The organism is Spirosoma pulveris, from assembly GCF_054781875.1.
This window is the reverse complement of record NZ_BAAGTO010000003.1, coordinates 267,604-291,392: the sequence shown is the minus strand read 5'-3', so window position 1 is coordinate 291,392 and position 23,789 is coordinate 267,604. Positions and strand designations below refer to the sequence as shown.

The 23,789-nt window shown below is 53.3% G+C and carries 14 protein-coding genes; 6 read left to right on the top strand and 8 right to left on the bottom strand.

The window, feature by feature from the left end; all coding sequences use genetic code 11:
* Positions 1–199 precede the first annotated feature (199 nt).
* The 5 genes from ACYVJM_RS13950 to ACYVJM_RS13930 form a co-directional block, all read right to left on the bottom strand.
* On the bottom strand, positions 200–520 hold the full coding sequence (locus tag ACYVJM_RS13950) for an AtuA-related protein (protein ID WP_461148847.1): 321 nt from the start codon (positions 518–520) through the stop codon (positions 200–202).
* Complete coding sequence (locus ACYVJM_RS13945) at positions 517–1,839, bottom strand: acyclic terpene utilization AtuA family protein (protein WP_461148846.1); 1,323 nt, start codon at positions 1,837–1,839, stop codon at positions 517–519. Before ACYVJM_RS13945 ends, ACYVJM_RS13950 begins: the two co-directional genes overlap by 4 nt.
* Positions 1,836–3,131, bottom strand: a complete 1,296-nt coding sequence (locus tag ACYVJM_RS13940) for a CitMHS family transporter (RefSeq protein ID WP_461148845.1) — start codon at positions 3,129–3,131, stop codon at positions 1,836–1,838. The genes ACYVJM_RS13945 and ACYVJM_RS13940 overlap by 4 nt, the downstream gene beginning before the upstream one ends.
* A 27-nt stretch (positions 3,132–3,158) precedes the next feature.
* Entirely contained in the window at positions 3,159–4,784 is a 1,626-nt protein-coding gene (locus ACYVJM_RS13935) for a carboxylesterase/lipase family protein (protein WP_461148844.1), read from the bottom strand.
* A 70-nt stretch (positions 4,785–4,854) separates the two neighbouring features.
* Positions 4,855–5,745, bottom strand: a complete 891-nt coding sequence (locus ACYVJM_RS13930; protein ID WP_461148843.1) for an alpha/beta hydrolase — start codon at positions 5,743–5,745, stop codon at positions 4,855–4,857.
* A gap of 392 nt (positions 5,746–6,137) precedes the next feature.
* On the opposite strand from ACYVJM_RS13930, the gene ACYVJM_RS13925 reads away from it, so the two are divergent.
* Complete coding sequence (locus ACYVJM_RS13925) at positions 6,138–7,394, top strand: hypothetical protein (protein ID WP_461148842.1); 1,257 nt, start codon at positions 6,138–6,140, stop codon at positions 7,392–7,394.
* 99 nt (positions 7,395–7,493) lie between these two features.
* Here ACYVJM_RS13925 and ACYVJM_RS13920 read toward each other — a convergent pair whose 3' ends face one another.
* The 3 genes from ACYVJM_RS13920 to ACYVJM_RS13910 all read right to left on the bottom strand — a co-directional run bounded on the left by ACYVJM_RS13920 (position 7,494) and on the right by ACYVJM_RS13910 (position 12,933).
* Positions 7,494–8,915 carry a DUF1593 domain-containing protein gene (locus ACYVJM_RS13920; protein ID WP_461148841.1) on the bottom strand — a complete coding sequence of 474 codons (1,422 nt, stop codon included), beginning with the start codon at positions 8,913–8,915 and terminating at the stop codon, positions 7,494–7,496.
* Positions 8,916–8,941: 26 nt separating this feature from the next.
* Entirely contained in the window at positions 8,942–11,035 is a 2,094-nt protein-coding gene (locus ACYVJM_RS13915; RefSeq protein ID WP_461148840.1) for a beta-galactosidase, read from the bottom strand.
* Between the two features lie 239 nt (positions 11,036–11,274).
* Positions 11,275–12,933: a glycoside hydrolase family 43 protein gene (locus ACYVJM_RS13910; RefSeq protein WP_461148839.1), complete on the bottom strand. Its 1,659-nt coding sequence runs from the start codon at positions 12,931–12,933 to the stop codon at positions 11,275–11,277.
* Between the two features lie 413 nt (positions 12,934–13,346).
* Here ACYVJM_RS13910 and ACYVJM_RS13905 point away from each other — a divergent pair, with 413 nt between their 5' ends.
* The 5 genes from ACYVJM_RS13905 to ACYVJM_RS13885 all read left to right on the top strand — a co-directional run bounded on the left by ACYVJM_RS13905 (position 13,347) and on the right by ACYVJM_RS13885 (position 23,748).
* Positions 13,347–13,949 (top strand): peptidylprolyl isomerase, encoded by a 603-nt coding sequence (locus ACYVJM_RS13905; RefSeq protein ID WP_461148838.1) that lies wholly within the window; start codon positions 13,347–13,349, stop codon positions 13,947–13,949.
* A 49-nt stretch (positions 13,950–13,998) separates the two neighbouring features.
* The gene (locus ACYVJM_RS13900) at positions 13,999–17,169 is read left to right on the top strand and encodes a SusC/RagA family TonB-linked outer membrane protein (protein WP_461148837.1); all 3,171 of its coding nucleotides are present in this window, start codon (positions 13,999–14,001) and stop codon (positions 17,167–17,169) included.
* Positions 17,170–17,208: 39 nt separating this feature from the next.
* Positions 17,209–18,621: a SusD/RagB family nutrient-binding outer membrane lipoprotein gene (locus tag ACYVJM_RS13895; protein WP_461148836.1), complete on the top strand. Its 1,413-nt coding sequence runs from the start codon at positions 17,209–17,211 to the stop codon at positions 18,619–18,621.
* 442 nt (positions 18,622–19,063) lie between these two features.
* Positions 19,064–22,252, top strand: coding sequence for a SusC/RagA family TonB-linked outer membrane protein (locus ACYVJM_RS13890; protein WP_461148835.1), 3,189 nt, complete (start codon positions 19,064–19,066; stop codon positions 22,250–22,252).
* 14 nt (positions 22,253–22,266) lie between these two features.
* Entirely contained in the window at positions 22,267–23,748 is a 1,482-nt protein-coding gene (locus tag ACYVJM_RS13885; protein WP_461148834.1) for a RagB/SusD family nutrient uptake outer membrane protein, read from the top strand.
* Positions 23,749–23,789: the final 41 nt, after the last annotated feature.

Here is a 23,789-nt window from a genome sequence, read left to right as displayed (position 1 = left end):
GTGCGGTCGTACTGCCTTCTGGTTTTCCTAGTACACTAAGTTAAATCATGCTTAACTTAATGTCCAGTTAAATGTAGCAAGTCCAGTCCAAAGCCATGTCAAAAGTTGTAGTGCGTGTTATAATAGTATGTCACTACTCTCGATGTATCAATGACCTGCGAATATAACGACTCAATAATCCGCCACTCTTTCACTTCTTTTACTCTGTTTCTTCTTCTATCGACATTTCCAGCAGCGCATAACTCAGGCTTTTCCCGTGCGTGTCCATCGTGAGTGAGGTCGTTACGCCACCCGTCAGGGCCTGCTGGCAAACGAACTGGAGCGCGGGCAGGTTGGGTAACTCGTAGCGCGTAATGTCGCCCACGACGACGTCTGCCAAGTGCTTTTTGACAGCCTCTGCCGTAACCTGCGTGCAGAGTAACGGATAATCGTCGGTTTTATACGGAATGAGCGAGAGGGTGAGCGTATTGCCTTTGTCGCCCGCCCGGCTGTGGGCAATGTCGTATAGCTTAATGGTCATGATTGAAACAGCGTTACCTGTGGCGTTAGTTGATTTCGGTCAATGAGCGTCGAAACGATGCCCACCAGCTCATGCAGGTACTTGCGGGCACCGCCCCCCCCGGCCGGACCGTTGGTGTAAAGGGCTTCGACTTCTTCGCCCACCAATGCGGCCTGTTGCGCCGTGGCCGCTTTCCCCGCCACCCGCAGTCGAATTTCGTAAGGGTCCGGGTAATGACCGAAGCTGGTCCGATGCACCGACGTGCTGCCAATGTAGTCGATGCGCAACTCGGTGAACCGGTCCTGGAGCCGTTCCTCAATGATGGCTCCGGCCAGTTTAGCTCGGCCCAATGCGTTGGCACCGGCATACGAAATTTCGCCTTCGCCAATAAACCCGGCTTCGTAGCCAACACTGACTTTCAGAGTATCGGGTCGGGATTGACCGCGCCCACCCAAGGCTTGTATCTTATCGGGTCCTGTTTCGGATAGCCTTACCTGCGTGAAATCGGCGATTACGTCGGGAGTCATGTAGCGGCTGGGGTCCATCACTTCGTAAAGCAGCTGCTCTTTAGCAGTGGCTAAACTCAACATCCCACCCGTACCGGCTACTTTACCGAAAACGGCCATACCATCCGGCGATACATCGGCAAAGGGATGCCCCAGATGCGCCATGTCGGGCACGTCTTTGCGGCCTGGATCAGCGAAGTAACCGCCCGTCAGCTGACCGGCGCATTCCAGCAAATGTCCAACGACGGTACCTTGTCCCATCTGATCGGGATTATTCAGCGACCAGCCAAACTCATGCACCAGCGGGCTTAAGAATAGTGAGGGGTCGGCCACGCGGCCTGTAATGATAATATCGGCTGAGGTCGCCAGCGCCGGCAAAATGGCGTCGATACCCATGTAGGCGTTGGCCGACACCAGCGGACCCGAATCGGCCAGAGGCTTACCCGTTTCCAGCGCCGTTTCGCTGCCCGAAAGCAGGCTAAATACATCATCGCCGGTAACAGCCGCCACCGTTACGGAGAGCGAAAGTCGCTTAGCAATGTCAACGATTTTTTGGGCGGCTGCCAGCGGATTAGCTGCCCCCATGTTGGTGATCAGGCGTACTTTCTTGTCCAGCAAATGGGGCAACAGACTTTCGATTCGGCGTTCCAGCAAAGGGTCGTAGCCTAGCGTGGCATCTTGCCGTTTCCGTTTCTGCGCCAGCGCAATAGTGCGCTCGGCCAGGCACTCCAGTACCAAGTAATCCAATTCACCCTCCTGAACCAGCACGAGGGCAGGTTCGAGCCGGTCGCCGGAGAAGCCAGCCCCGCACCCAATTCGGACAGACGGTTTCATAAATGAATCGAGCCGGTTAAGAGGGCCGCCAGCGTCATAACGAGGGTTGTACCGAAGGCCCATTTAAGGATAAATTTCTGATGATCGCCCAAATCCACGTCGGCCAGACCCACCAGCAGGAAGGTAGAGGCCGTGAGTGGACTAACCGGGAAACCGACCGTCATCTGGCCCAGCAACGCGGCCCGGCCAATTTCGAGCGGGTCGATGCCGAACTGCGTGGCAGTCTGGCTCAGGATGGGTACAACGCCGAAATAGTAGGCGTCGGGCGTGAAAAGCAGGCTGGCGGGTATACTGGTAATGGCCGTCAGCGTGGGCAGCCAGGCCGCATGCTGCTGCGGAATCAGCGAGACGACCGACGTTGCCATCGCGTCGATCATTTTGCCGCCGGTCAGGATGCCCGAAAACACGCCGGCCGCAAAGATCATACTCGACACCATAAAAATGTTGTTACCATGGCTTCGCAACACTTTCTGCTGATCGGGCAAACGGGGATAATTGATCAGCAGTGCGAAAATGGCCGCCGAAATGAACAGGGCCGGTGCCGGAACCCAGCCTTTCATCAGCGTTGTGATGAGGCCAATGGTCAGCGCGGCATTCACCCAGAACAGGCGCGGACGCCGGAACTGCCGCTGCTCGTCGGTGAGGCTGTCCCGATGTATGTAGTCCAGATCGCTGATGCCCAGACGTTTTCGCTCCTTCAGTCCGAACCAATAGGCGACAAATAACACCCAAATAATCCCGGCCATTATGGCCGGGATATTCGGGTTGAATAACTGCGTAGCATCCGTTTTCAGCGTCGAAATGGCCCGCGCCGAGGTACCGGACCAGGGCACCAGGTGCATCGGCCCCACGCTCAATGCTACGATACCCGTCAGGATCAGACGGTTGATGCCTAGCTGCTTGTATATAGGCAAAAAAGCCGACATCACGATCATGAACGTAGCCGTTCCGTCGCCGTCGAGGTGGACGATCATGGTCAGTACCGCCGTTCCCAGAATAACCTTCAGCGGGTCGCCTTTCACAAACCGGATAATGGCCGCAATAATGGGGTCGAACAGGCCGACATCGAGCATGGTGCCGAAATACAGTACGGCAAACATGAGCAGAATACCTGTGGGAGCTACCTGCTTGATACCCGCCAGAATCATCTCCCCCAACTCCTTCGGGGCAAATCCCGCCAGAAACCCCATGATAACCGGCACCAGCACCAGCGCTGTAATGACCGATAGCCGTTTGGTGATGATCAGCACCAGAAATACCGCGATGGTGGCAAAGCCAAGTAATGATAGCATGAGGCAGTCAGGTGGGTAAGGTTATTTTTACATCGTTTTTCCCGTAGCGATCTGCAACAGGTCTTTGTCGGGGTGACTTTTCACCTGAACGGTATTGTCGAGAATCATGGTCGCGCCATTTTCGGGCGTGTAGGCGGGCCAGTTTGGTAAACCTTTATGGTTCGGGTTGCCCGTTCTGGCAAACGCAATCCAGGCCCGGCTCGTTTTGTCGGCCAGCGTATAAGCGGCTTTCCCACCACCCGTCATTTCTTCACACAGGCTAATATTATCGAACACAAAGGGAATCTCCATACAGTGCATGGATTTGTAGATGCCATCCACCACCGGCGACTGCCAGGTGAACAGATACATATACACCGGAGCCGCCCCCGGAATGGCTTTTGCGTTGGCCTGCTGAATGGTCAGCGGCCTGAAGTTGACGTCGATGTCTGTGTAGTCCGACGGTTTGACCGTTTCCGGGTAGGCCTTTTTTACGGCTGTCATATACGCGTCGGCCTTATCGCCATACTTTTTCTGCAGGTTATCTTTGGCCCCCTCCATCGTCAGGTTGCGGGTGCCCGGATTGAACGGGGTGAACTCATTTTTGGTCGAGCCAACGAGCAATGGAACCGATTGCGACAGGGCTATTGCGGCTGGTTCATTGGGCTGATAAGGCAAGAAGCTCCCGTCATGAACGGGACCCCAGCCCAGCCCGGCGGCCGATTTTCCATCGGCTTTCAACTGGTCGGCTACGGTGCGGATGGCTTTTTTGCTGGCCGCATTCAGCCGTTCGTAGGGTATCTTTTGCAGGGAATCAATCTGATTTGGCTGTAGCTTCAGTTCAGCAAGCAGGACGGCACCTACTTTGCGGGTCAGATCGGTTTCGGCGAAGCTGGTGATGTAGCTACCACTCTGCACAATGGCTTTGTGAAACAGACCTTTCGCCGAAGGGGCATTCATCAGACTGGTTACCTTTCCGCCCCCACCCGACTGGCCGAAGATGGTTACGTTGCCGGGATCACCTCCGAACTGCGCGATATTCTGCTGCACCCACTGCAAGGCGGATACTAAATCCATCAGGCCTGCATTAGCGGAGTTTTTATACTTCTCCCCGTAGGCCGACAAATCCAGATAACCCAGTACGTTTAAGCGGTGATTGACCGTTACGACAACCACATCCCCTTTTTTGGTCAGGTTTTCGCCATCGTACGATGGAAGTTCGACCGATGAACCGGCCGTAAAGCCACCCCCGTGCAGCCAAACCATGATGGGGCGGCCTTTTTTACTGTTGATCTCCGGCGTCCAGACGTTCAGACTCAGGCAGTTTTCGTTGGTGTAACCCCAGTTGTGGTGAAACGGAAATTCAATCTCATCGTATGTACTTGTGGTCACGTCCATCGGACAAACAGGCCCGTACGTCATCGACGAGCGAACGCCCGTCCACGAATCGGGTTTGGTGGGCGCCATAAAGCGTTCGGCTTTGGCGTACGGAATGCCTTTGAAGGTATAGGTGCCGTTGTGGATATAGCCGCGAACAGAACCGGAGCCAGTGGGTACGGTAGCGATGCCTTTACCGGCCACAATGGGGTCGGTCGTTCCGGTTTTAGCCTGTCCGACGGCCAGCAGCGGCAACGCGATAACAAGCAGGGATAAAAGGGTTGTTTTGATTTTCATGGAGCGTATTGGTTAATGTCTGTGTCGGAAAATTCAGGATTCGGTTGAGGTCGATGTCAGGATATACGACTTAGTTCCCTTTCAGGACTTTACTGAAAAACAGCACCTGGTAAGGAAGAGCGTTTTGCCAGAAGTCCCAACTGTGGCCGCCGGGCCGTTCGCTGTAATCGTGGGGCGTCTGGTTGAAAACCAGTCGATGGTGCAGCTCCCGGTTGGGTTCGATCAGGAAATCATCCACCCCACAGTCGATCACGAGCTTCAAGCCATTCGTTTTCATTTTATCGGCCATACCCACCACCGAATACGAAGCCCATCCGTCGGGCGACTGGCTGAATGGTCCCAGAATCTTTTCAAATTCTGCCTTTATCCCTTTCGTAGCATCGGGCGGAAGCTTCCAGGCGTTCATGTCCAGATTCAGTGCCCCACTCATGCTGCCAGCCGCGCAATAGAGATCGGGGTGACGCGTCGCCAGGTACAAGGCTCCGTAGCCGCCCATCGACAGACCCGTAATGACCCTACCCTTTGGAGTGGGTATGGTACGGTAAGTCCTGTCGATTTTGTCAATGACTTCTTTGGTTAAGTAGGTCTCAAACTGGCTGTTTTTAATGACGGGGCTATCCAGGTAGTAGCTAAAAACCTCCCCTTCGGGCATCACAATGATGAGATTGTATTGGTCGGCAAGCCGTTGAATCAGGGTCTTATCGGGCGTTTTGGTGATCCAGTCATTAAAGTGCCCATAGCCACCATGAAGCAGATAGAGTACCGGGTAGGTCGTTTTCGCTTTCGCTGAAGATGCGTACGAGTCGGGCAAAACGACCACCGCCCGCAGATTCTTGTTCATCACTGCGCTGGGCACATCCAGCGAATCGACTCTGGCCGCTTGGAGCGGAAGCGTTAAGAGGAAACAAACAAGGACCAGCAATTGCCGGAATAAGGTTTTAGGCTGTTTCAAAAGATGCATATTTATAAAGCGATTTGTAACGCTGATACCTTGTTACCACAAGGCTGTTGATTACTGAATGTTGGGCATTCGATTAAACCCTTTTTTGTGCTTGCCTATACCCCCCAGCCCCCTAAAGGGGGAGAGGAACCACATCGGAATGCTCCACCTTTAGCGGGTTGAGGGGTATAGGCAAGCATCCCCTCTCATTATCGACCTGTCCTCCAACAAACTAGTCTATTGCGCTTTACAGGTATTATTTTGTACAAAAAGGAGAGAAAGGCAAATATAGGCGGGCCTTCAGTGTAATCGTTTTGATATGATCGTATCAGGCTTACTAAATGAAACTGTATCTTTAGGAAATTTTATGAAGATTACGGAATTTACATAAACGACTGAAAGCGAACATTTTAATGAAAATAAAGACAGGTAAGGAGGAGATTGGGTACTTACTTGAGAAGGTCATTGACACATACGAACGCACAACGGATCGGCGTATCGTGCGCAACACCAACCCGAAAAACTACGAGGGCATTGCCCGACTGCTCAGTTCGATCAGTAACGAATTGCCGCATACGGCCCTTCAACTGAACCACGACCCATATCCGTCTGACCCCAATCCGAAACAGGTCGATTATCCCCACAGGAAGTACGACATAACGGGCGTTCAGGTAAAGGACGCTTACCATCGACTCGTGGCCAATCCGCGGTCGTTTCTGATCGATGCCTGCTACATATACCTGTATGGCGTTGGCCGCAAGGGTTTTGCCGGGCAGCCACAGGATGCCCGGCTTATCGAAGGCGTCGATGCGGCTGTAGCGTTGCAGTTAGATGAGCAGGAAGCCCTTCGGCAACAGTTAGCCACCAGTCAGCAGGCCATAGAAACGGTAACCACACAACTGAAGGCTTCTTTCCGGAAAAAGGCGCGGGTCGGTCTGGTCAGCTTACTGATTTGTCTGGCTTTGCTCGCAGCCGTTACCACCCGCTGGATCATCGATCGAAACGAATGGGCCACCCTTCGTAAAGACCTGAACATTCTGCCCTACCAGCCCACCCAGGCCGAAATCGACAGCCTGTCGGGTATCTGGCTGTATTATACGGGAGCGCCCCAGGCCCGCGCCAACGACCCCAACCGATTTCATCAGGTGGCCAACAACCTCGTGGAGATTACCTACAAAGACGGGTATTTCATTTTTAACCGGCACGGGGCCAACATCGACCACATTGGCTATATGCAGTTTGAAGCACCGGCGCTAGTGTCCATTTATTCGCGGGTGAAGAACAAGAGCAATAAAGTAGAATCGCCCATCCATGCACTGTTACGGCTGGACAAAGGGAAAGGTTACCTGACCAGTATTGCCACCACCTGGAGCTTCGATATGGGTGATGGCAACGACATGATCGGCATTCGAAATGTGTTTATTAAACAGGGTAAGGGTGGTTCGCTGGAGGAAATTACCAATACGCCGGAGAACGCCAATTGCCACTGTAAGATCATGAAATGGATACAGCCAAATAAGCAGGTCAAGACGTTCCAGCTAAAATACCGCTTACTGGATACCCTCGCCAACGAATCGTTAAAGGCGCTGATCAACGAGAAAAGTATCCTCCTGCGCGAACCCCGCGAGGGCGTCATTCTAACGCCCGCCCTGCGTAAGGAGCATCTTTAAAAAGCGTGACTTCAATTAGTTGAGCCTGATAATCAAGCTATTCTAACTAAATCACCAATTTAAATTTTCTCTGTTTCACTTCGTCTTTAATCGCGTTGGTTATTTGGGCAGTACCGTAACAATGACCCGTTTGTAACGAGTTAGCGCCGGTGTACCTTTGTCCGTGACCTGCAGAATAAAATGGATGGTTTCAGACTTCGTCACGGGCGGGGCCGTCACCGGCAAATCGTAGAGATTGGTCGCATACGGTCGAAAGCTGACCTCACCGGGGTATGTTCCGGCCTCCTTATAGTGGAACCATCGAAAGCTCATTGAATCGCCGTCGGGGTCAGAGGTGCCGTCCGCATTCAAATGGAAAAGCTGACCCGATTTAACAGTAAATGATTCCGGATGAGCCAGTTTGGGGACTGGCGGGTGGTTGGCGTCCTTATACGCTTTGGTACACCAGTCCATACGGGCAGCAAAATCGTTCTGAAAGGCTTCCCGCCAGCGCCAGATGGTTGCCTGATTACTCCCATACCGCTTGTTATCGATCGGAGAGGTCACGGAGTCATTGGCGTTGGTCCAGATAGGGCGCGTTTCTGCGGTATCTGCCGGCCAGTTCTCCCGTTTGAAAAAACTCGTATTCGAGTCGCGGAATTCGGGCTGGTACAATTCGTATCGACCACCCCATCCACCATAATTGGGGTGGTCGGGAACACTTAGCCCATTGGCAATCAAATTCAGATAGGAAGGGGTATCGCCCTCCATACCATAGGCCACATCGGGATAGACGGCACCCAGCGGCCCGTGCCCCTGCTGAATATGGTTGGCCAGCCACAGATTGGAAACGACTTCCTTATTAACTCCGGGAAACGGAAAAGACATGCCCAGCCAGGTGGCGTAGGCATAGTTATAACCGGGCGTAACGATGTAGAAGATCGTTGGAAAGGTTTTACGAATCCAGGGACCGCTGTCATCCTGATCGGAAATAGTATAGACCCGTACTTTCCGGTAAAGTGCTTCGGCCTCGACCCGACTTTTGGTATGCTGGATTTTCCAGAGTGCCTGCGCCAGTACGTTACTACCGCCCCAGACACTGAACCAGATGGGGCGCCGGTCGGGTTTGCTGAGAGCCTGGACGATCCAGTCGGAGCCCTCCGAGTCGTTGCCGGGCCCCACACCTTCCATGCCGTATACCGACAGTCCTTTTTTTACTTTTGGCTTCAATTGCGTATAGGTCGGATAGCCTTTTTCGTGCTTGAGCAAATTGGGCTGCACGCTGGCGTAGGCCCGCAAAATTTTATCGATGCTCTGGGGAGCTACCCGTGTTTTCTGGTGAATGGAGGTGGTCGCAATGAAACCTTCCACATCCCAGGTGTTGGCATAGGTCAGAAACCGAACCATGGATTGGGCATCATCGGGGTCCGCTTCAATGTCGGTTAAGACCATCACCCGGAACTTAGACGGTACCTGAGCCAAACCCGTCAGTAGTAGTCCATTAATGGCGCAACAAAAAAGAAACGTAAAAATGACTTTCATGGGGTGTATACCTGCTTTGAGGTTTCTTACTGCTCTTCGATGATTTTGACGCCCCAGGGAGCTATCTCCAGCGCACTATTTTTAGTGACTGTGCCCCCCTGGAGCAGCTCCCGACCGCTCGCAAACGGGTACGTGACTTTAGCGGGTTTGGCGGAATAGTTAAACAGGTAACGAACCGTTTTCCCTTGTTCGTTGGTACCCTGCCGGGTAATCAGGGGGAAATAAAGCGATTGGGCATCCCCCCACAAATTGGCTTTTTTCACTACGTCAGCCAGGATTTTCTCCGTTACCGCTCCCTCCGTCCAGCAGCCGATATACGTGGCCATCCCTTTCCCAAAGGTATTTTGCGTAACGGCGGCATACTTCTCCCAAACCGGATGGTCGTAATAGGCCAGCACTTTAGCCGTTGTGGGAGTAACGAGTTCCATCCAGCCTTTGACTTTATTATTGCTGCTGCCTACGCCAAAGGGATCACCTTTCAGAGCGACGTTCTGCGGAATGGTAAACTGCGTGTAGGTGATGCCCAACGCTTCGCTAATGAGGCCGGGCTGCGGGGTGGTTCGCACTTTGACGTTCTGGTCCGAAAAGCCACTTTTAAAAGTGTAGACAATGTGTCCCCCGTTTTTAACGAACCGGTTTAGTCGCTGTAGCAGGCTATCCGGCGCAGCATACAGGGCCGGCACGACGATTAGTTTGTACTGCTCGATGTTCTGGCTGCCGGGGTCAATAAAATCAACGCCCACATTCATGCGGTACAGCGCATCATACATCGGCCGAAGGATGTCGTTGTAGTTGTCCCGGCTATACCAGCCAAATTTAAACGCATTAAAGGCCGTCTGGGCTTCGTTGCTGAAGAGAATGGCTACTTTATTCGTTTTTTTCAGATTGACCAGTTGAGGACTCAGTCGGGCAAAGTCTTTTCCGATTGTTTTAGCCTCGTCATAGGTTGGGTTCGGCTCAAAATCTTGGCTCAGCAGACCTTTCCAATAGGTTTCGATGGCGTTATGAGTCGAGTGCCAGTGCCAGTATTCGAGCATGTTAGCCCCCGAAGCCAGATGGCTGAAAGCCTGTAATCGCAACTGACCGGGATAAGGTAGCCACTCAGGAAAACCCTGGGCCTCCGTCTCGATGACCAGGTAATTCTTACCCCCGGACGCATCGGCTTTCATCGACCGGGCAATATCCCCGCCAAAGGCTATTTCCGTGCCTGTCAGGGCATCCTGGGTCGGATGGTAAATGTCGATACCGGCCACATCCAGTGGTTTGGCAGCCGCAAAATGATCGACGTCCGGTTGAATTCCGTAGGAGTAGCCCCGCCACTCCAAGTCAAAATTCTGAGTAACAAACTGCCCCGGCCGTTTGTACTCATTGACTATTTTTGTCTGCCAGGCCAGATAATCGGTCACCAGTTTACGCTGGAATTTGGCAAATTCGGCGTTCTGACTGGCATTGATGGAGCCGACCATCGACGGAAAATCGTCCCAGCTATTGATCCGGTTGCTCCAGTAATCCAGCCCAAACGCTTTATTGATGGCATCCAGCGTCCCAAACTTAGCCTTCATATAGGCGACGAACTGCTTTTGCACCTCGGGTCCGGCTGTATTGTAGGCTTTGGTTTCGTTATCGACCTGATAGCCGATGATAGCCGGGTGGTCTTTCACATGCGCCAGCATTTTGCGGATAGCCCCTTCAGCGTGCTGCCGGAAGTGGGTGTTGGAAATATCCATATTTTGGCGGGCACCGTACCGGTTGGGTCCCTGGGGCGTGATGGCCAGCACATCCGGGTATTTGCGGACTAGCCAGGTCGGCACGGCGTAAGTTGGTGTGCCGACAATAACTTTAATGCCCGCTTTGTGCATGGCATTCAGCACCCGATCGATGTGCGTGAAGTCAAAAATGCCTTCCTGGGGCTCCATGGTGCTCCAGGTAGATTCAGCAATGCGCACGACATTGATACCAGCCTCCTTCATCATCTGGATATCTTTTTCCAGCCGTTCGTAAGGCATGTATTCGTCGTAATACGCGACTCCGAACAGGAGCTGATTGTTCACCTGTTTGGGCTGCGCCAGCGCAAATTGCCCGAGAGCAAAAAAGAGGAGACTACTTAAAAATAACTTCATGACAGACTAGTTAGGCGAAAGAGTGGCAAGCCCGTCATCTTGTGTTTATCCGAACAGAGTTCCCGCTCCTGAGCCACAAATAAACTCCTGCCGACGGGGGCTTCCTATAAAGATGCAATATACGCTGTAAAGACCGGTCACGGTCGACTTTGCCAGGTGGGGCAGTTCCTTTCATGTAGCTTGCTAAAAGCGGATGAAGTACGTTTCTGCGGATCGTAACCACCCTTAGTACAACCAGCTTAGTTGTACGTCATCGATACCGAACGGATGAGACTGCTTTTGTTCGGCTGGCCCGAAACGCTGATACCAAGGCGGGGCGCCCGGTCCCAGCGGGGGAGAAACGACCCGTCGATGGGTGCTTCTGTCAGGTGTTGAAACGTACCGTCGGCCGTTAACGAGCCGAATTCATAAAACCGCCCGGCATAGCTCCGGAGCTGAAGGGTAGCATAGGGCATTTTTGGGGTACGTACCTGTCTTTTAATTACCTGGCGTATGCCATCTTTCACCTGCCAGAGTTCGAGGGAGTCTGCGCGAATGCCCAGTCCCAGCGCGTTGCTGGCGTCGCCATACAGACAAACGCTTTGCAGCAGATCCACTTGCGGGCGGATGTCTGCCGAGAAGGTGTACGTTCCTTTATGAATGACCAATCCCAGGAAACTGCCCACCAGACTGCCAGTCGCCGGCGTGAGCTGTAAGTTTCCATCCTGAACGGTGAAGGCCGGAGCGGGTAAGCTGACATCCCACACCCAGGGCAGGTGGGCAGCTTTATCCGCAAAGCTGGCCGACAAACCCGCTGTCGGCTGCTGCCGATTGCTCAGGGGCGATTCTGCCTGAGCCGGGGTCGATGAACCATATCGAAAAACGGGCCATTGTGTCTGCTCATTCCAAACCAGCTCGCTCAGTACGCCCTGCCGACCGGTAAAAGTAAAATCGGCTCCATTATAGGCATGGTGTAAATAGAAATAACGGTTGTCGGGCGTGGTAACGACCGTACCGTGACCGGGGCATTTCCAGGTATCATCGCCAACCAGAACCGGATTACCGCTAAACTTTTCCCAGGGACCCTGCAGCGTTTTCGCCCGCGCCAATCCGACTTGATAATTGCACTGGGGTCCGCAGCAGGTATTTCCCGAGTAAAGCATGTAATAATAGCGGCCTCGTTTAAACAGCGCCTGTCCTTCGGTTCCGCCCGCTTCCCAACCCGTTTGTTCGGCTTTCAACAGCGTAAAAGCCGGGCCTATTACCTTTAGTCCGTTCGGTGCTAACTCCGCACCCAAAATCTCAATGGACTTGCCTTTATCCAGCCCGTACGCTTTCCAGGTAATATACCGTTTGTTGTTGTCGTCAATAATAAACGGGTCAATGGCTTCGGACGTCCATTCCAGCAGGAGGCCATGATCCGTGAATCCCTGCCGCAAATCCTGAGTCGTTGCTACGCCGATAAAAGAATGTTTATCGGTTTTGCGACGAGCCGTGTAATAAACATAAAACGTACCGTCTTGATGATAGAGCTCAGGTGCCCAGTAACTACCCATCGTCCAGGCGGGGAGTTTCGTAAAAACCGGCCCGAGACACGTCCAGTTAACTAAATCCCGTGAAGAATAAATGGGAAAAGCAGGCCCCCACTCCGATGAGGTCCCTACGGCATAATACGTATCCCCTACCCGGATAACCGAAGGATCGGCAAAATCGCCCGCAATCACCGGATTACGGTAAGTAATGGCAGGAGATACAGGCTTAATGGATTGGGCTGTGCAGGGCAATACCAGCACGAGACCATAGAGCGCTACCAGCAGAAGCGTTACCCTTCCTGCAACCTGGAGTGACGAGATGCTGGTTTTAGCGTTCAGCCTTTCAGCCGATTTAGCGCAACTGCTGGCAGAAGAAAATAGACGCATTTGACTACTGGAGTTGAAATAAACGATGCCGATTGCGCTGACGAAGCAGAACGGCTGGCTATACAGACTGCAATAATACCACCGAAATAGCAACGCATAACTTCCAGCGGAACAATCTGTCTTATGAGCAGACTTCCAGATCCAGCCGACCCTTTCACGCACTTAATTTATCCTACTCTATAGTATTCATGTACTTAAGTAAATATGTTTACTCTATAGTTTTAATTATTTATTTGTAATATATTGATAATAAACATAATATAAGTTTCATTTTACACAAATTGCGAGATTAAAAACTTTTAATGTTCGTATAAATACTCATATTGCATTTGCGATAGAATAGGTAGAACCGGGTATATCCGGGTTACGCCTACCTATACAAGACCACTTATTCTCAACCCGTGTAATGCACTATGAAAAACATCTTCCTGTTTACTTTCTTACTCGCCGGGCTGAGTACTGCCCTTCATGCCCAGCAAGTCCGGATAGACACTGAAGCAGGCCCCATCGTTATCCGGTTGTATCCCGATAAGGCCCCGGTTACCGTGGCTAACTTCTTACGGTACGTCGACGACAAACGGTACGACAGTACCCACTTTTACCGCGTCGTGCGGCAGGATAACCAGGCAACGAGCCCCGTTAAGATCGAGGTTATTCAGGGTGGTTTACAAAACGACACAACCCGCATGTTTCCACCCATTATCCAGGAAACAACCGCCAAAACGGGCCTGAAACACCTGGATGGCACCCTCTCCATGGCACGCGGTGCGCCCAATAGCGGTGCTTCAGAATTTTTTATCTGCATTAACCCCCAGCCTGAACTGGATTTTGGCGGAAAACGCAACCCCGACGGACAGGGATTTGCGGCCTTCGGACAGGTGATTTCCGGAATGGATGTGGTACGAAAAATTCAGATTGGCCAGACCGGGCAGCCCGGCCCGACCAATGCTTATTCCAATCCGCTACAGTTGCTCCGAAAGCCCGTGTTGATCCGCACGGTCAGACGGATTCCCTGAGGCACTCACAGATTACAGCTCTTCTCATTTACTCAAACCAAGCACATCTATGGAAAAACTAGTACTGGTTTTTTTGTTGTTGATCGGCACGCTATGTCGGTCAGAAGCGCAAACGCAGCTTATATCGGGGAAGGTAACGTCGCCCGAAAATGAAGGAATCCCAGGTGTGAACGTACTGGTAAAAGGGGCTACCACCGGCACCGTTACCAAAGCCGATGGAACGTATCAGATTACGATTCCCGCCAATGCCAAAACACTCGTCTATTCGTTCATTGGCTATAAAACCGTTGATATCGCCCTCGACGGACGGACTACGATCAATGTAAAACTGGTCGCTGACCTGACGAATCTGGATGAGGTTGTTGTGACCGCCAATGCCATTGTTCGGGAGAAGAAAGAGCTGGGCTATGCCGTATCTACGGTGGGCGGATCGGAATTGGTCAAAGCCCGCGACCCTAACGTACTCAACTCCATGGCCGGGCGCGTAGCCGGGGTACGCATCTCCCAGCAGTCGGGATCGGTGGGTGGTTCTACACGGGTCATGATTCGCGGGGCAAACTCGCTGTCGAGTTCCAGCGAACCCCTTTTTGTGGTGGATGGTGTACCCATCTCGAACTCGTCTTTTAACGGCTCCGAAACGGATATTGTAACGGGGGGCGTCGATGTAGGAAACCGCGCCGGAGACCTCAACCCCGATGATATTGAGTCGATGAACGTCCTGAAAGGGGCGGCTGCTTCGGCCCTGTACGGCTCCCGCGCCCGTAACGGCGTTATCGTGATCACCACCAAGCGAGGTAAGGCGGGGTCCAAAAAAATGAATATATCGGTCAACTCATCGTACCGCACCGACAATGTGCTGCGGGTTCCGGACACACAGAGCCAATACGGACCGGGAACGCGGGGCGTATACAACCCCCGTCTGGGTAACGGCTGGGGCCCGGAAATCGCCAGCATTACCGGGCCAGTGCTCGATTACACAGGCGCAACCGTGCAGAGGCTGTCGGCCTATCCCAATAACTGGAAGAATTTCTTCGTGACGGGTCAGACCATTATCAACAGTGTGTCGCTCGACGGGGCCAGTGATCAGGGCGACTATCGCATTGGCTTTACTAACCTGAATCAGACGGGTACCGTGCCGGGGTCGAAGCTTGGGCGTAATACGTTTGCCATCAATGCGGGGCGTAAAATAACGGACAAGCTTACCTCACGGGTGTGGCTCAACTACGTGCGCACCACCAGCGATGGCCGGCCGCAGCAGGGCTCCAATACAACCAATATCCTCTCCACAATTCTGGCGGGCCTCTCCCCTACCATTGACATCAACGACCTGAAAAATAACCTGTTCGCCCCCGCCACCCAAACAGTACCGGCGGGCTGGACGGGCGATCTGGCCCGGGCCATTGACCTCGACGGTATTCAGAACAATCCCTATTTCGTTACGGCTTTCAACAAATTCTCCAACTCGGTAGACCGGGTTTATGGCGGCACCAGCCTGAGTTACGACGTAGCGTCCTGGTTCAATCTAACGGGTCGCGTAGGAACGGATTTCTTCTCCGAAACCCGCCGGTCCACCACCCGAAGGGGAACCCGGGGTCGCCTGAACGGGCAGTTCGACACCAACGAAATCTACGAGCGCGAACTTCAATCCGACCTGATCGGCACTTTCACCCATCGACTTTCGGAAGACTGGACGTTCAAAGGCATCGTGGGCCATCAGTTCAACCAGCGCACCATCCGCCGGTCGCGGGTGCTGTCGGATGGGCTCAACATCGACCAGTTGTACACCTTTGCCAACGCACAGTCTAACGTAGCCTCGAACTTCTATAGCCGCCGGGAGATATTCGGGGCCTATGGCGACTTCAGCTTCGATTACCGGAACTTCCTGTTCCTGAACGTAACAGGCCGGAATGACTGGTCCAGTACGTTACCGGTCAATAACAACTCGTACTTCTACCCCTCGGTCAGCGGGTCGTTTATTTTAACGGAAGCTTTCCCCAATCTGGGCATCGTAAAACGAGACATTCTGAGTTACGCCAAACTGCGGGCCAACTATGCCAATGTCGGCTCCGACGAAGATCCGTACCAGCTGGCTTTCACCTACAACCCGCTTACCCAGGCCAACGACATTTATACGTTCAATATTCTATACCCGATTGGCGGTGCATCGGCTTTCGGGGCCACCAACGTACTGCCGCCAACGAACCTGCGCCCCCAGCAGCAAACCTCTTACGAATTTGGTACCGAACTTAAATTCTTCGGCGGACGCCTTGGCCTCGATCTGACCTATTATCGAAACCTGAACTACGACCAGATCATCTCCATTGCCGTGCCCCAATCGACCGGCTACTCGGCCCGGCGGCTCAACGTGGGCGAAATCTCGAACACGGGTGTGGAAGCCATGCTAACCGTAACGCCCATCAAAAGCCGGTCGGGCTTCCGGTGGGATGCGGCTTTTAACTTCAATCGTAACCGCAATCGGGTTGAGTCGCTGGCCGACGGCCTGACTGAGTTCGTCACTACCTCGGGCGATGGGTTCGGTATTTTTGTCGTAGCCCGGCCGGGCGAAACATTCAATATTCAGGGCGTAGGCTGGCTGCGTGATCCGCAGGGAAACATTGTGATCAACCCAACTACAGGTCTCCGTACCGCAGGACCACGCCGACTGCTGGGTAACATCTACCCCGACTGGACGCTGGGGATCAACAATAGCTTTTCGTACAAAGGAATTGACGTCAATTTTCTGGTCGACATTCGGAAAGGGGGCGTTATCAACTCGCAGACGGTCGGTATTGTGCGGAGTGGAGGTCTGGCTGCCGAAACGGCGGTCAACAACCGGACCCCGTTCATTGACCCCGGTGTTATCCGCAATCCCGACGGCACTTATCGCCCGAACGACGTTCCCGTTGCCAGTGTGCAGCAATACTGGAATCAGTTGGATAACTCGGTCAGTCCCGAAACGAATACCTTCGATGGGTCGTACACCAAACTGCGTGAGGTACGTATCGCCTACAACCTGCCTCGTTCGCTGGTCAGTAAGACGCCGTTCGGCAGCATTGCCTTTGGGGTAGAAGGCCGTAATCTCTGGATTATTCACGCCAACGTACCGCACATTGACCCCGAAGCCAACGTACTCGGCACCGGACTCATTGGCGAAGGGCTTGAACGGGGCAGTATTCCCAGCAGCCGAAGCATTGGCGCCAACCTGCGCTTTACTTTTTGATTGGCCATTCATTAACGCTAACAAACGCTTCGTATTTCCATGAAAAAACTACTATACGCTGGATTACTGGCCCTGACGGCCACCGGCTGTTTCAAAAATAGCACCCTCAACATCGACCCCAATCGCTCAACAACCGTCGACCCTTCGCTGCTATTCTCGGGAGCCAGCACCCAGTTTTCGCTTCTGCGGGTGGCCGAACTGACCTGGCCCATTGCCCTGATGAATCAGATGTGGGCATCGGGGGGGCGCTGGGGTCTGGAGCAGGCTAAATATGATCAGACCCGTATCCGGTCGGCCTGGGGACGAACGTACACCGACGTCCTGAAAAACCTTGAAGTGGCCATCCGCGTGGCCGAAAGCGCCCAGCCCATCAATAAAAATGCGCTGGCGCAGTGCAAGATCATGAAAGCGTTTGCGTATTCACAAACGTCGCTGCTGTGGGGCGATATCCCGTTCACGGATGCCGCCAAGGGCACCGTCGACCTACCCAAATTTGACAAACAGGCCGATGTTCTGAACGGAACCATTGCGCTGCTCGACGAAGCCATCGCCCAGATCGACCCCGCCGGTAAGGGCATTATTGCCCCCAACGACCTCTATTATGGGGGCGATATGACGAAATGGCGCAAGTTTGCCAATTCACTCAAGCTACGCATTCTGTTTTCTATGGTCGACGCCGACCCAACCAAAGCAACTGCCATTGGGCAACTGCTGGCCGCCGGCAACATGATTGCAGCCCCGACAGATGCCATGCAGTTCCAGTACTATAACCAGCCCGGCCGGCAGAATCCGCGTTTTTCCTTCACGGCCATTTTTCGGGGGGGCGTTCAGTCGGACTGGTACTGCTCCAAAGTCGTTTATGACCTGTTGGCGTCGCTCAACGACCCCCGAATTCCCTACTTTTTCCAGGTAGGGCCGGAGGCTGCGCCCGGTGAATACGTAGCCCTTAACACGACGGAGAATTACACAACGAAGTCATCGCTGGTGAACATGAACCTGCTGCGTCCGGATCTGCCCGAAGTTTCCTTTTCCTATTCGGAACAACTCCTGCTGGAAGCGGAAGCCATTGCCCGCGGCTTTGCGCCGGGTGGGTTCGATCTGGCTACGCAGCGGATGCGCGCGGGTGTACGGGCATCGCTGGTGTCCTTCGGCGTACCCGCCACCCAAGCGGATACCTACATCAATCAATTACCGGTCCTAACGGCGGCCAACTACCGAACCGTACTGGGCCAGCAACAATACCTCGACCTGTTCATGCGACCTATTGAGGGCTGGGTGCAAAATCGGCGATCGGGCGTAATTGGCCAGGAAATACCGGCGATGACGACTCCGTCGGGTGCCCCCGTGGCGGGTCTGGTTCGGCGACTGCTTTACCGCAGCGAAGAAATAAACTCGAATCCCAATACACCCACGGGCTTAGCCGTCGATACGCCCCAGTGGTTTGATAAGTAAGCGGTAAATCCATATAGCCGATCAGTCAGCGGTCAGTACTGACGTTCTTGAAAAAGCGTAAAAACCGGCAGACCAACCTACCGGTTTTTACGCTTTTTTGTTTGGCTTTACCCATTTATGACGACAGATAAATTGGATCAATCTTACTGATAGCCTTTCACGTCAACTTATACCGATACTTATTTAGCCAATATCCTTTTGAATAAAAATAATCAAACTAATACCAACAATCGGGCAATTTCAATCAGCATCAACACCTGATTAGGTAACATTATATAACAATACTTACATTTAATATTAATTTGTCATTATGCACTTTATACAATATTAATACTATATCAATAAATACTTTTTAAGAATAATATATTGATTTTATAGATTATAGCTTACTTTTGCCCCCTTAAATTAAAACCCTATTAAAACACTTTATCAGTAACACTTCATGAGAAAATTTCTATTGGTCAGTTGGTGTTTGGCACTTCTCTCCTGCCTACCTGCGCTGGCACAGGATTTTACGGTGAGTGGCCGGGTCACATCATCCGAAGACGGGGGCGGACTGCCCGGTGTAAGCGTACAGCTTAAAGGAACAACGCGCGGAACAACCACCGACGCCGAGGGTAACTATCGGTTAAACGCGCCCGCTGCGGGCCGATTGGTGTTCAGCTTCATTGGTTACGCTTCTCAGGAGATTGCTATCGGTAATAAGTCGACCATTACGGTCAACCTGGTGCCCGATGCCGCTAATCTGGACGAAGTTATCGTGACCACCTTTGGAACAGCCAAACGGGCATCCTTTACGGGTTCGGCAGGGACGCTGTCAACAACGCAGATTCAGAATCGTGGCGTCAGCAACGTGGCACAGGCCCTTTCGGGTGCAGTGTCGGGCGTTCAGACAACGGCTGGCAGCGGTCAGCCGGGCTCCGCTCCCGAAATTCGCATCCGGGGATTCGGCTCCATCTCGTCGGGCAATGACCCTTTGTATGTGGTGGACGGCATTCCGTATTCGGGTAATATTGCCAACATAAACCCGAGCGACATCGAAAGCGTGTCGGTTTTGAAAGATGCGGCCTCAACTGCCCTTTACGGTGCGCGGGCGGCTAATGGCGTGGTGGTCGTAACGACCAAAAAAGGGCTGAAAGACCGAAACACCATCAACGTGCGCTATACACAGGGCTTTAGTAGCCGGGGCTTACCCGAATACGACCGGGTTGGCGTTGGCGAGTATTACCCGCTGATGTGGGAAACCTACCGGAACAGCATTGCCTACCGGGCCACAAACCCGGTAGCCCTGGCAACGGCAAACGCCGATGCCACGAACCGACTGGTTAGCCTGGTTGGCTACAACGTGTATAATGTACCCGACAACCAACTGGTCAATACCGACGGGCAGTTTAACCAAAATGCCCAGCTTCTGTTTTCGCCCGATGATCTGAACTGGGAAAAGCCGATTACGCGTCAGGGGAACCGGCGTGAACTGAACGTAAGCTTCGCCGGCGGCCAGAAAAACTCCGATTATTTTGTATCCCTGGGTTACCTCAACGACAAAGGGTATCTGATCCGCTCCGATTTCGAGCGGTTCACGGGCCGGATCAATATCAATTCCCAAATGAAACCCTGGTTTCGGGTGGGAGCTAACCTGTCTACGACCATCTCGAAGTCCAACCAGGCGGATGCCGATGGCAGCACCAGCTTCGTCAACCCGTTTTTCTTCTCGCGGAACATCGGCCCGATCTACCCGGTATACGCGTACGACCCAAATAATGCCGGCCAGTTTCTGACGCTGCCGAACGGCCAGCGACGCTGGGATTACGGCAACCTGACCTCCCTGGGTTTACCCGCCCGGCCCCAGTTCGGCGGTCGCCATTCCGTTGCAGAAACGCTGCTGAACCAGAACTTCCTGCGCCGTAATGTTCTGGGAGCACGAGGTTTCGCCGAAGTTTCGTTCCTGAAAGATTTCAAGTTTTCGGTGAACGTAGGGACGGACATTACCAATACGAATGTGTTCACCTATGGCAACCCCGAAGTGGGAGACGGCGCTCCGGCAGGCCGTGCGAACCACCAGTTTCAGAACATCACCAGCTTCAACCTCAACCAGTTGCTGAACTACAATAAGTCGTTCGGTAAGAATACCTTCGATGTGCTGCTGGGTCACGAGAATTTCAGCATCAACGACAACAACCTGGAAGGGTCTCGTTCGCAGCAGATCGTGGACGGCAATTATGAGTTGGGCAACTTCACAACCACAACCTTTTTGTCGTCGGTGTACAACACGCGTCGGGTTGAGGGTTATTTCTCCCGCATCAACTACGACTACGACCAGAAGTACTTTCTCTCGGCTTCGGTTCGGCGCGATGGCTCCAGTAAGTTCTACCGGGATTCCCGCTGGGGTACGTTCTACTCCGTGAGTGGTGCGTGGCGTATCGACCAGGAAGATTTCCTGCGGTCTATTCCAACCATCAATTCCATGAAATTACGGGCTTCGTATGGCCAGACCGGTAATGATGGCGGAGGAAATACGGCGGCTTTTGCCCAGGACAATACCATCAGTTACTACGCCTGGCAGCCTTTATTCGGCTTAGGGAGCTGGAACAACGCATCGGAAGCGGGTATTCTGCAAACGAGCCTTGGCAACCAGAACCTGGCCTGGGAGTCGAGCAACTCCTTCGATGCAGCACTGGAGTTCAGCCTGTTCAAAGGGCGCGTTTCCGGTACGGTCGAGTACTTCGACCGCCGGTCGTCCAACCTGATCTTCGCCGTACCCTTACCCCTGTCGGATGGCATTTCGACCGTTACCCGAAACATCGGCACGATGTACAACCGGGGGATGGAGATTGAACTGGGCATTGAACCCATCCGGACGAAGGATTTCACCTGGCGTATCGACCTGAACGCTACCCGCGTAAAAAACCGGATTACGAAGATGCCCGATGAAAACCCCGAAATCATTGACGGCACGAAGAAACTGGCCGTGGGCCGGTCAATCTACGACTACTGGCTCCGCGAATACAAGGGTGTGAATCCAACAACGGGCGAAGCGCAATACCGGGCGGCAAACTATGTAGCCTCGAACTCCCGCATCACCGAAGGCGGAGACACGCTCACAACCAGCGTCAATAATGCACGCTACCATTATAGCGGCTCGTCGATCCCCACGGTGTCGGGTGGATTTACGAATACCTTCCGCTATAAAGGCATTACCCTCTCGGCGCTGACGGTGTATCAGTTAGGCGGTAAAACCTACGACGGAGCCTACGCGGCCCTGATGAGTTCGGGCGGGTATGGCAGCGCCAAATCCGTCGATATTCTGAACCGGTGGCGGACCCCCGGCGACATCACCAATGTGCCCCGTATGGATGCCGGACGCACATCGGATTTTGATGCCGCATCGGACCGCTGGCTCACGAATGCCAGTTACCTGAACCTTCGTACCATAACGCTTTCGTATGCGCTGCCCGCTACCTTGTCGCGAAGAGCCTTTCTGGAGAATGCACAAGTGTACATTACTGGTGAGAACTTCCTTATCCTGTCGCACAGGAAGGGAATGAACGTTCAGCAAACCTTTACGGGGGTAACCAGCAACGTCTTCAGCCCGGCCAAAAGCATCATCCTGGGTGTTTCATTTACGCTTTAAGTTTCAGACAATTCATGAAAGCAAGCTATTTAACTTTAGTACTAGCGCTGGCCCTGCTGACAACAGCCTGCGAAAAAGAATATCTGGAAACGGCACCCACCGCCAGTATCGATGCCGGGGCGGCCTATTCCACCACGAAAAATGCCGCCAGTGCCATCAATGGTATTTACCGGGCCATGGTTGTCCGGTACCTGGGCTCTCAGGGGCACTTTGGTCACCCGGCCATGATGATCATCATCGACGCGCTGGGCGAAGATCTGCTCCTGAGCAACACCTCAAATACCTGGCACCTGCCCGAACAGCGCTGGCAGGCTCACCGCTCAGAAACATCGGTGGGCGATCAGCTTCCCTATGAGCTGTATTACCGGGTAATCGGCAATGCGAACATTGGTATTGCCAACATTGACAAAGCCGCCGGTACGCAGTCGGAGCGCAATCAGGTTAAGGGAGAAGCGCTGGCCTTGCGGGCGTTCTCGTATTTCAATCTGGTACAACTTTACGGGAAGCGGTACGATGCAGCGACGAAACCCAATAGCCAGTTGGGCGTACCGCTGGTGCTGACACCCACCACCGAAGGGCTGCCGCGGGCCACCGTCGAGGAAGTATACACGCAGGTAAACAAGGATCTGGCCGATGCGGCCACGCTGCTTACCTCCACCCGTTCGTTTAAATCGCACATTAATCTGGAGGTGATCAAAGGTCTGCAGGCGCGGGTAGCACTGACCCAGCAGAACTGGGCCGATGCCGCAAAACTTGCCGCCGAAGCCCGCAAAGGCTTTTCGCTGATGAGCATGGCTCAGTATCAGGAAGGCTTCGCGGACATAGGCAATCCCGAGTGGATGTGGGGGTTCGACCACGTCGAAGATCAGTCGGAGTTCTTCGGCGCTTTTCACTCCTACATGTCCAGCAACTATAATTCCACCAACATCCGGGTAACGCCGAAAGCCATCAACAGCCTGCTGTACGACCAGATTCCGACTACGGACGTGCGCTCGAAGATGTGGGTAAAAACGCCAACGGCGGCTAACTCCATCGTGCCAACGGGTGGTGTACGTGTTCCGTACATGAACCAGAAATTCCGACTACCGGGTACACCCTCCACCAGTGCCATGGGCGATATTCCGTACATGCGGGTGGCCGAAATGTATTTGATCGAAGCCGAAGCACAGGCACGGCTGGGCAATGCTACGGCAGCCGCCAGTGTGCTGTTCGAGCTGGTTAGCAAACGTGACCCTTCGTACAAGTTATCGACCAGTACGGGTAGCGCGTTGCTCAACGAGATTCTGTTCCAGCGTCGTATCGAACTGTGGGGCGAAGGCTTCCGGTTCACGGATCTGAAGCGCATGAACATGGCCCTCAACCGGAACGGTACAACCAATACCAGTTCGGCAGTGGTTGTCCTCTTCGACGTAGCGCCCGGCGATGTTCAGTGGGAGTTCCTGATTCCCCGCCGGGAAATCAACGCGAACAAAGCCATCGTACAAAATCCGCTGTAAGCAATAGAGTCGGGCAAGGGTAAAGAGTAAGGGGTTTAAAC

Coding starts and splice junctions, on each gene's coding strand:
- ACYVJM_RS13950 (WP_461148847.1), bottom strand. CDS start 520: ATGACCATTAAGCTATACGACATTGCCCACAGCCGGGCGGGCGACAAA.
- ACYVJM_RS13890 (WP_461148835.1), top strand. CDS start 19,064: ATGAGAAAATTTCTATTGGTCAGTTGGTGTTTGGCACTTCTCTCCTGC.
- ACYVJM_RS13940 (WP_461148845.1), bottom strand. CDS start 3,131: ATGCTATCATTACTTGGCTTTGCCACCATCGCGGTATTTCTGGTGCTG.
- ACYVJM_RS13945 (WP_461148846.1), bottom strand. CDS start 1,839: ATGAAACCGTCTGTCCGAATTGGGTGCGGGGCTGGCTTCTCCGGCGAC.
- ACYVJM_RS13885 (WP_461148834.1), top strand. CDS start 22,267: ATGAAAGCAAGCTATTTAACTTTAGTACTAGCGCTGGCCCTGCTGACA.
- ACYVJM_RS13895 (WP_461148836.1), top strand. CDS start 17,209: ATGAAAAAACTACTATACGCTGGATTACTGGCCCTGACGGCCACCGGC.
- ACYVJM_RS13900 (WP_461148837.1), top strand. CDS start 13,999: ATGGAAAAACTAGTACTGGTTTTTTTGTTGTTGATCGGCACGCTATGT.
- ACYVJM_RS13910 (WP_461148839.1), bottom strand. CDS start 12,933: ATGCGTCTATTTTCTTCTGCCAGCAGTTGCGCTAAATCGGCTGAAAGG.
- ACYVJM_RS13930 (WP_461148843.1), bottom strand. CDS start 5,745: ATGCATCTTTTGAAACAGCCTAAAACCTTATTCCGGCAATTGCTGGTC.
- ACYVJM_RS13920 (WP_461148841.1), bottom strand. CDS start 8,915: ATGAAAGTCATTTTTACGTTTCTTTTTTGTTGCGCCATTAATGGACTA.
- ACYVJM_RS13925 (WP_461148842.1), top strand. CDS start 6,138: ATGAAAATAAAGACAGGTAAGGAGGAGATTGGGTACTTACTTGAGAAG.
- ACYVJM_RS13905 (WP_461148838.1), top strand. CDS start 13,347: ATGAAAAACATCTTCCTGTTTACTTTCTTACTCGCCGGGCTGAGTACT.
- ACYVJM_RS13935 (WP_461148844.1), bottom strand. CDS start 4,784: ATGAAAATCAAAACAACCCTTTTATCCCTGCTTGTTATCGCGTTGCCG.
- ACYVJM_RS13915 (WP_461148840.1), bottom strand. CDS start 11,035: ATGAAGTTATTTTTAAGTAGTCTCCTCTTTTTTGCTCTCGGGCAATTT.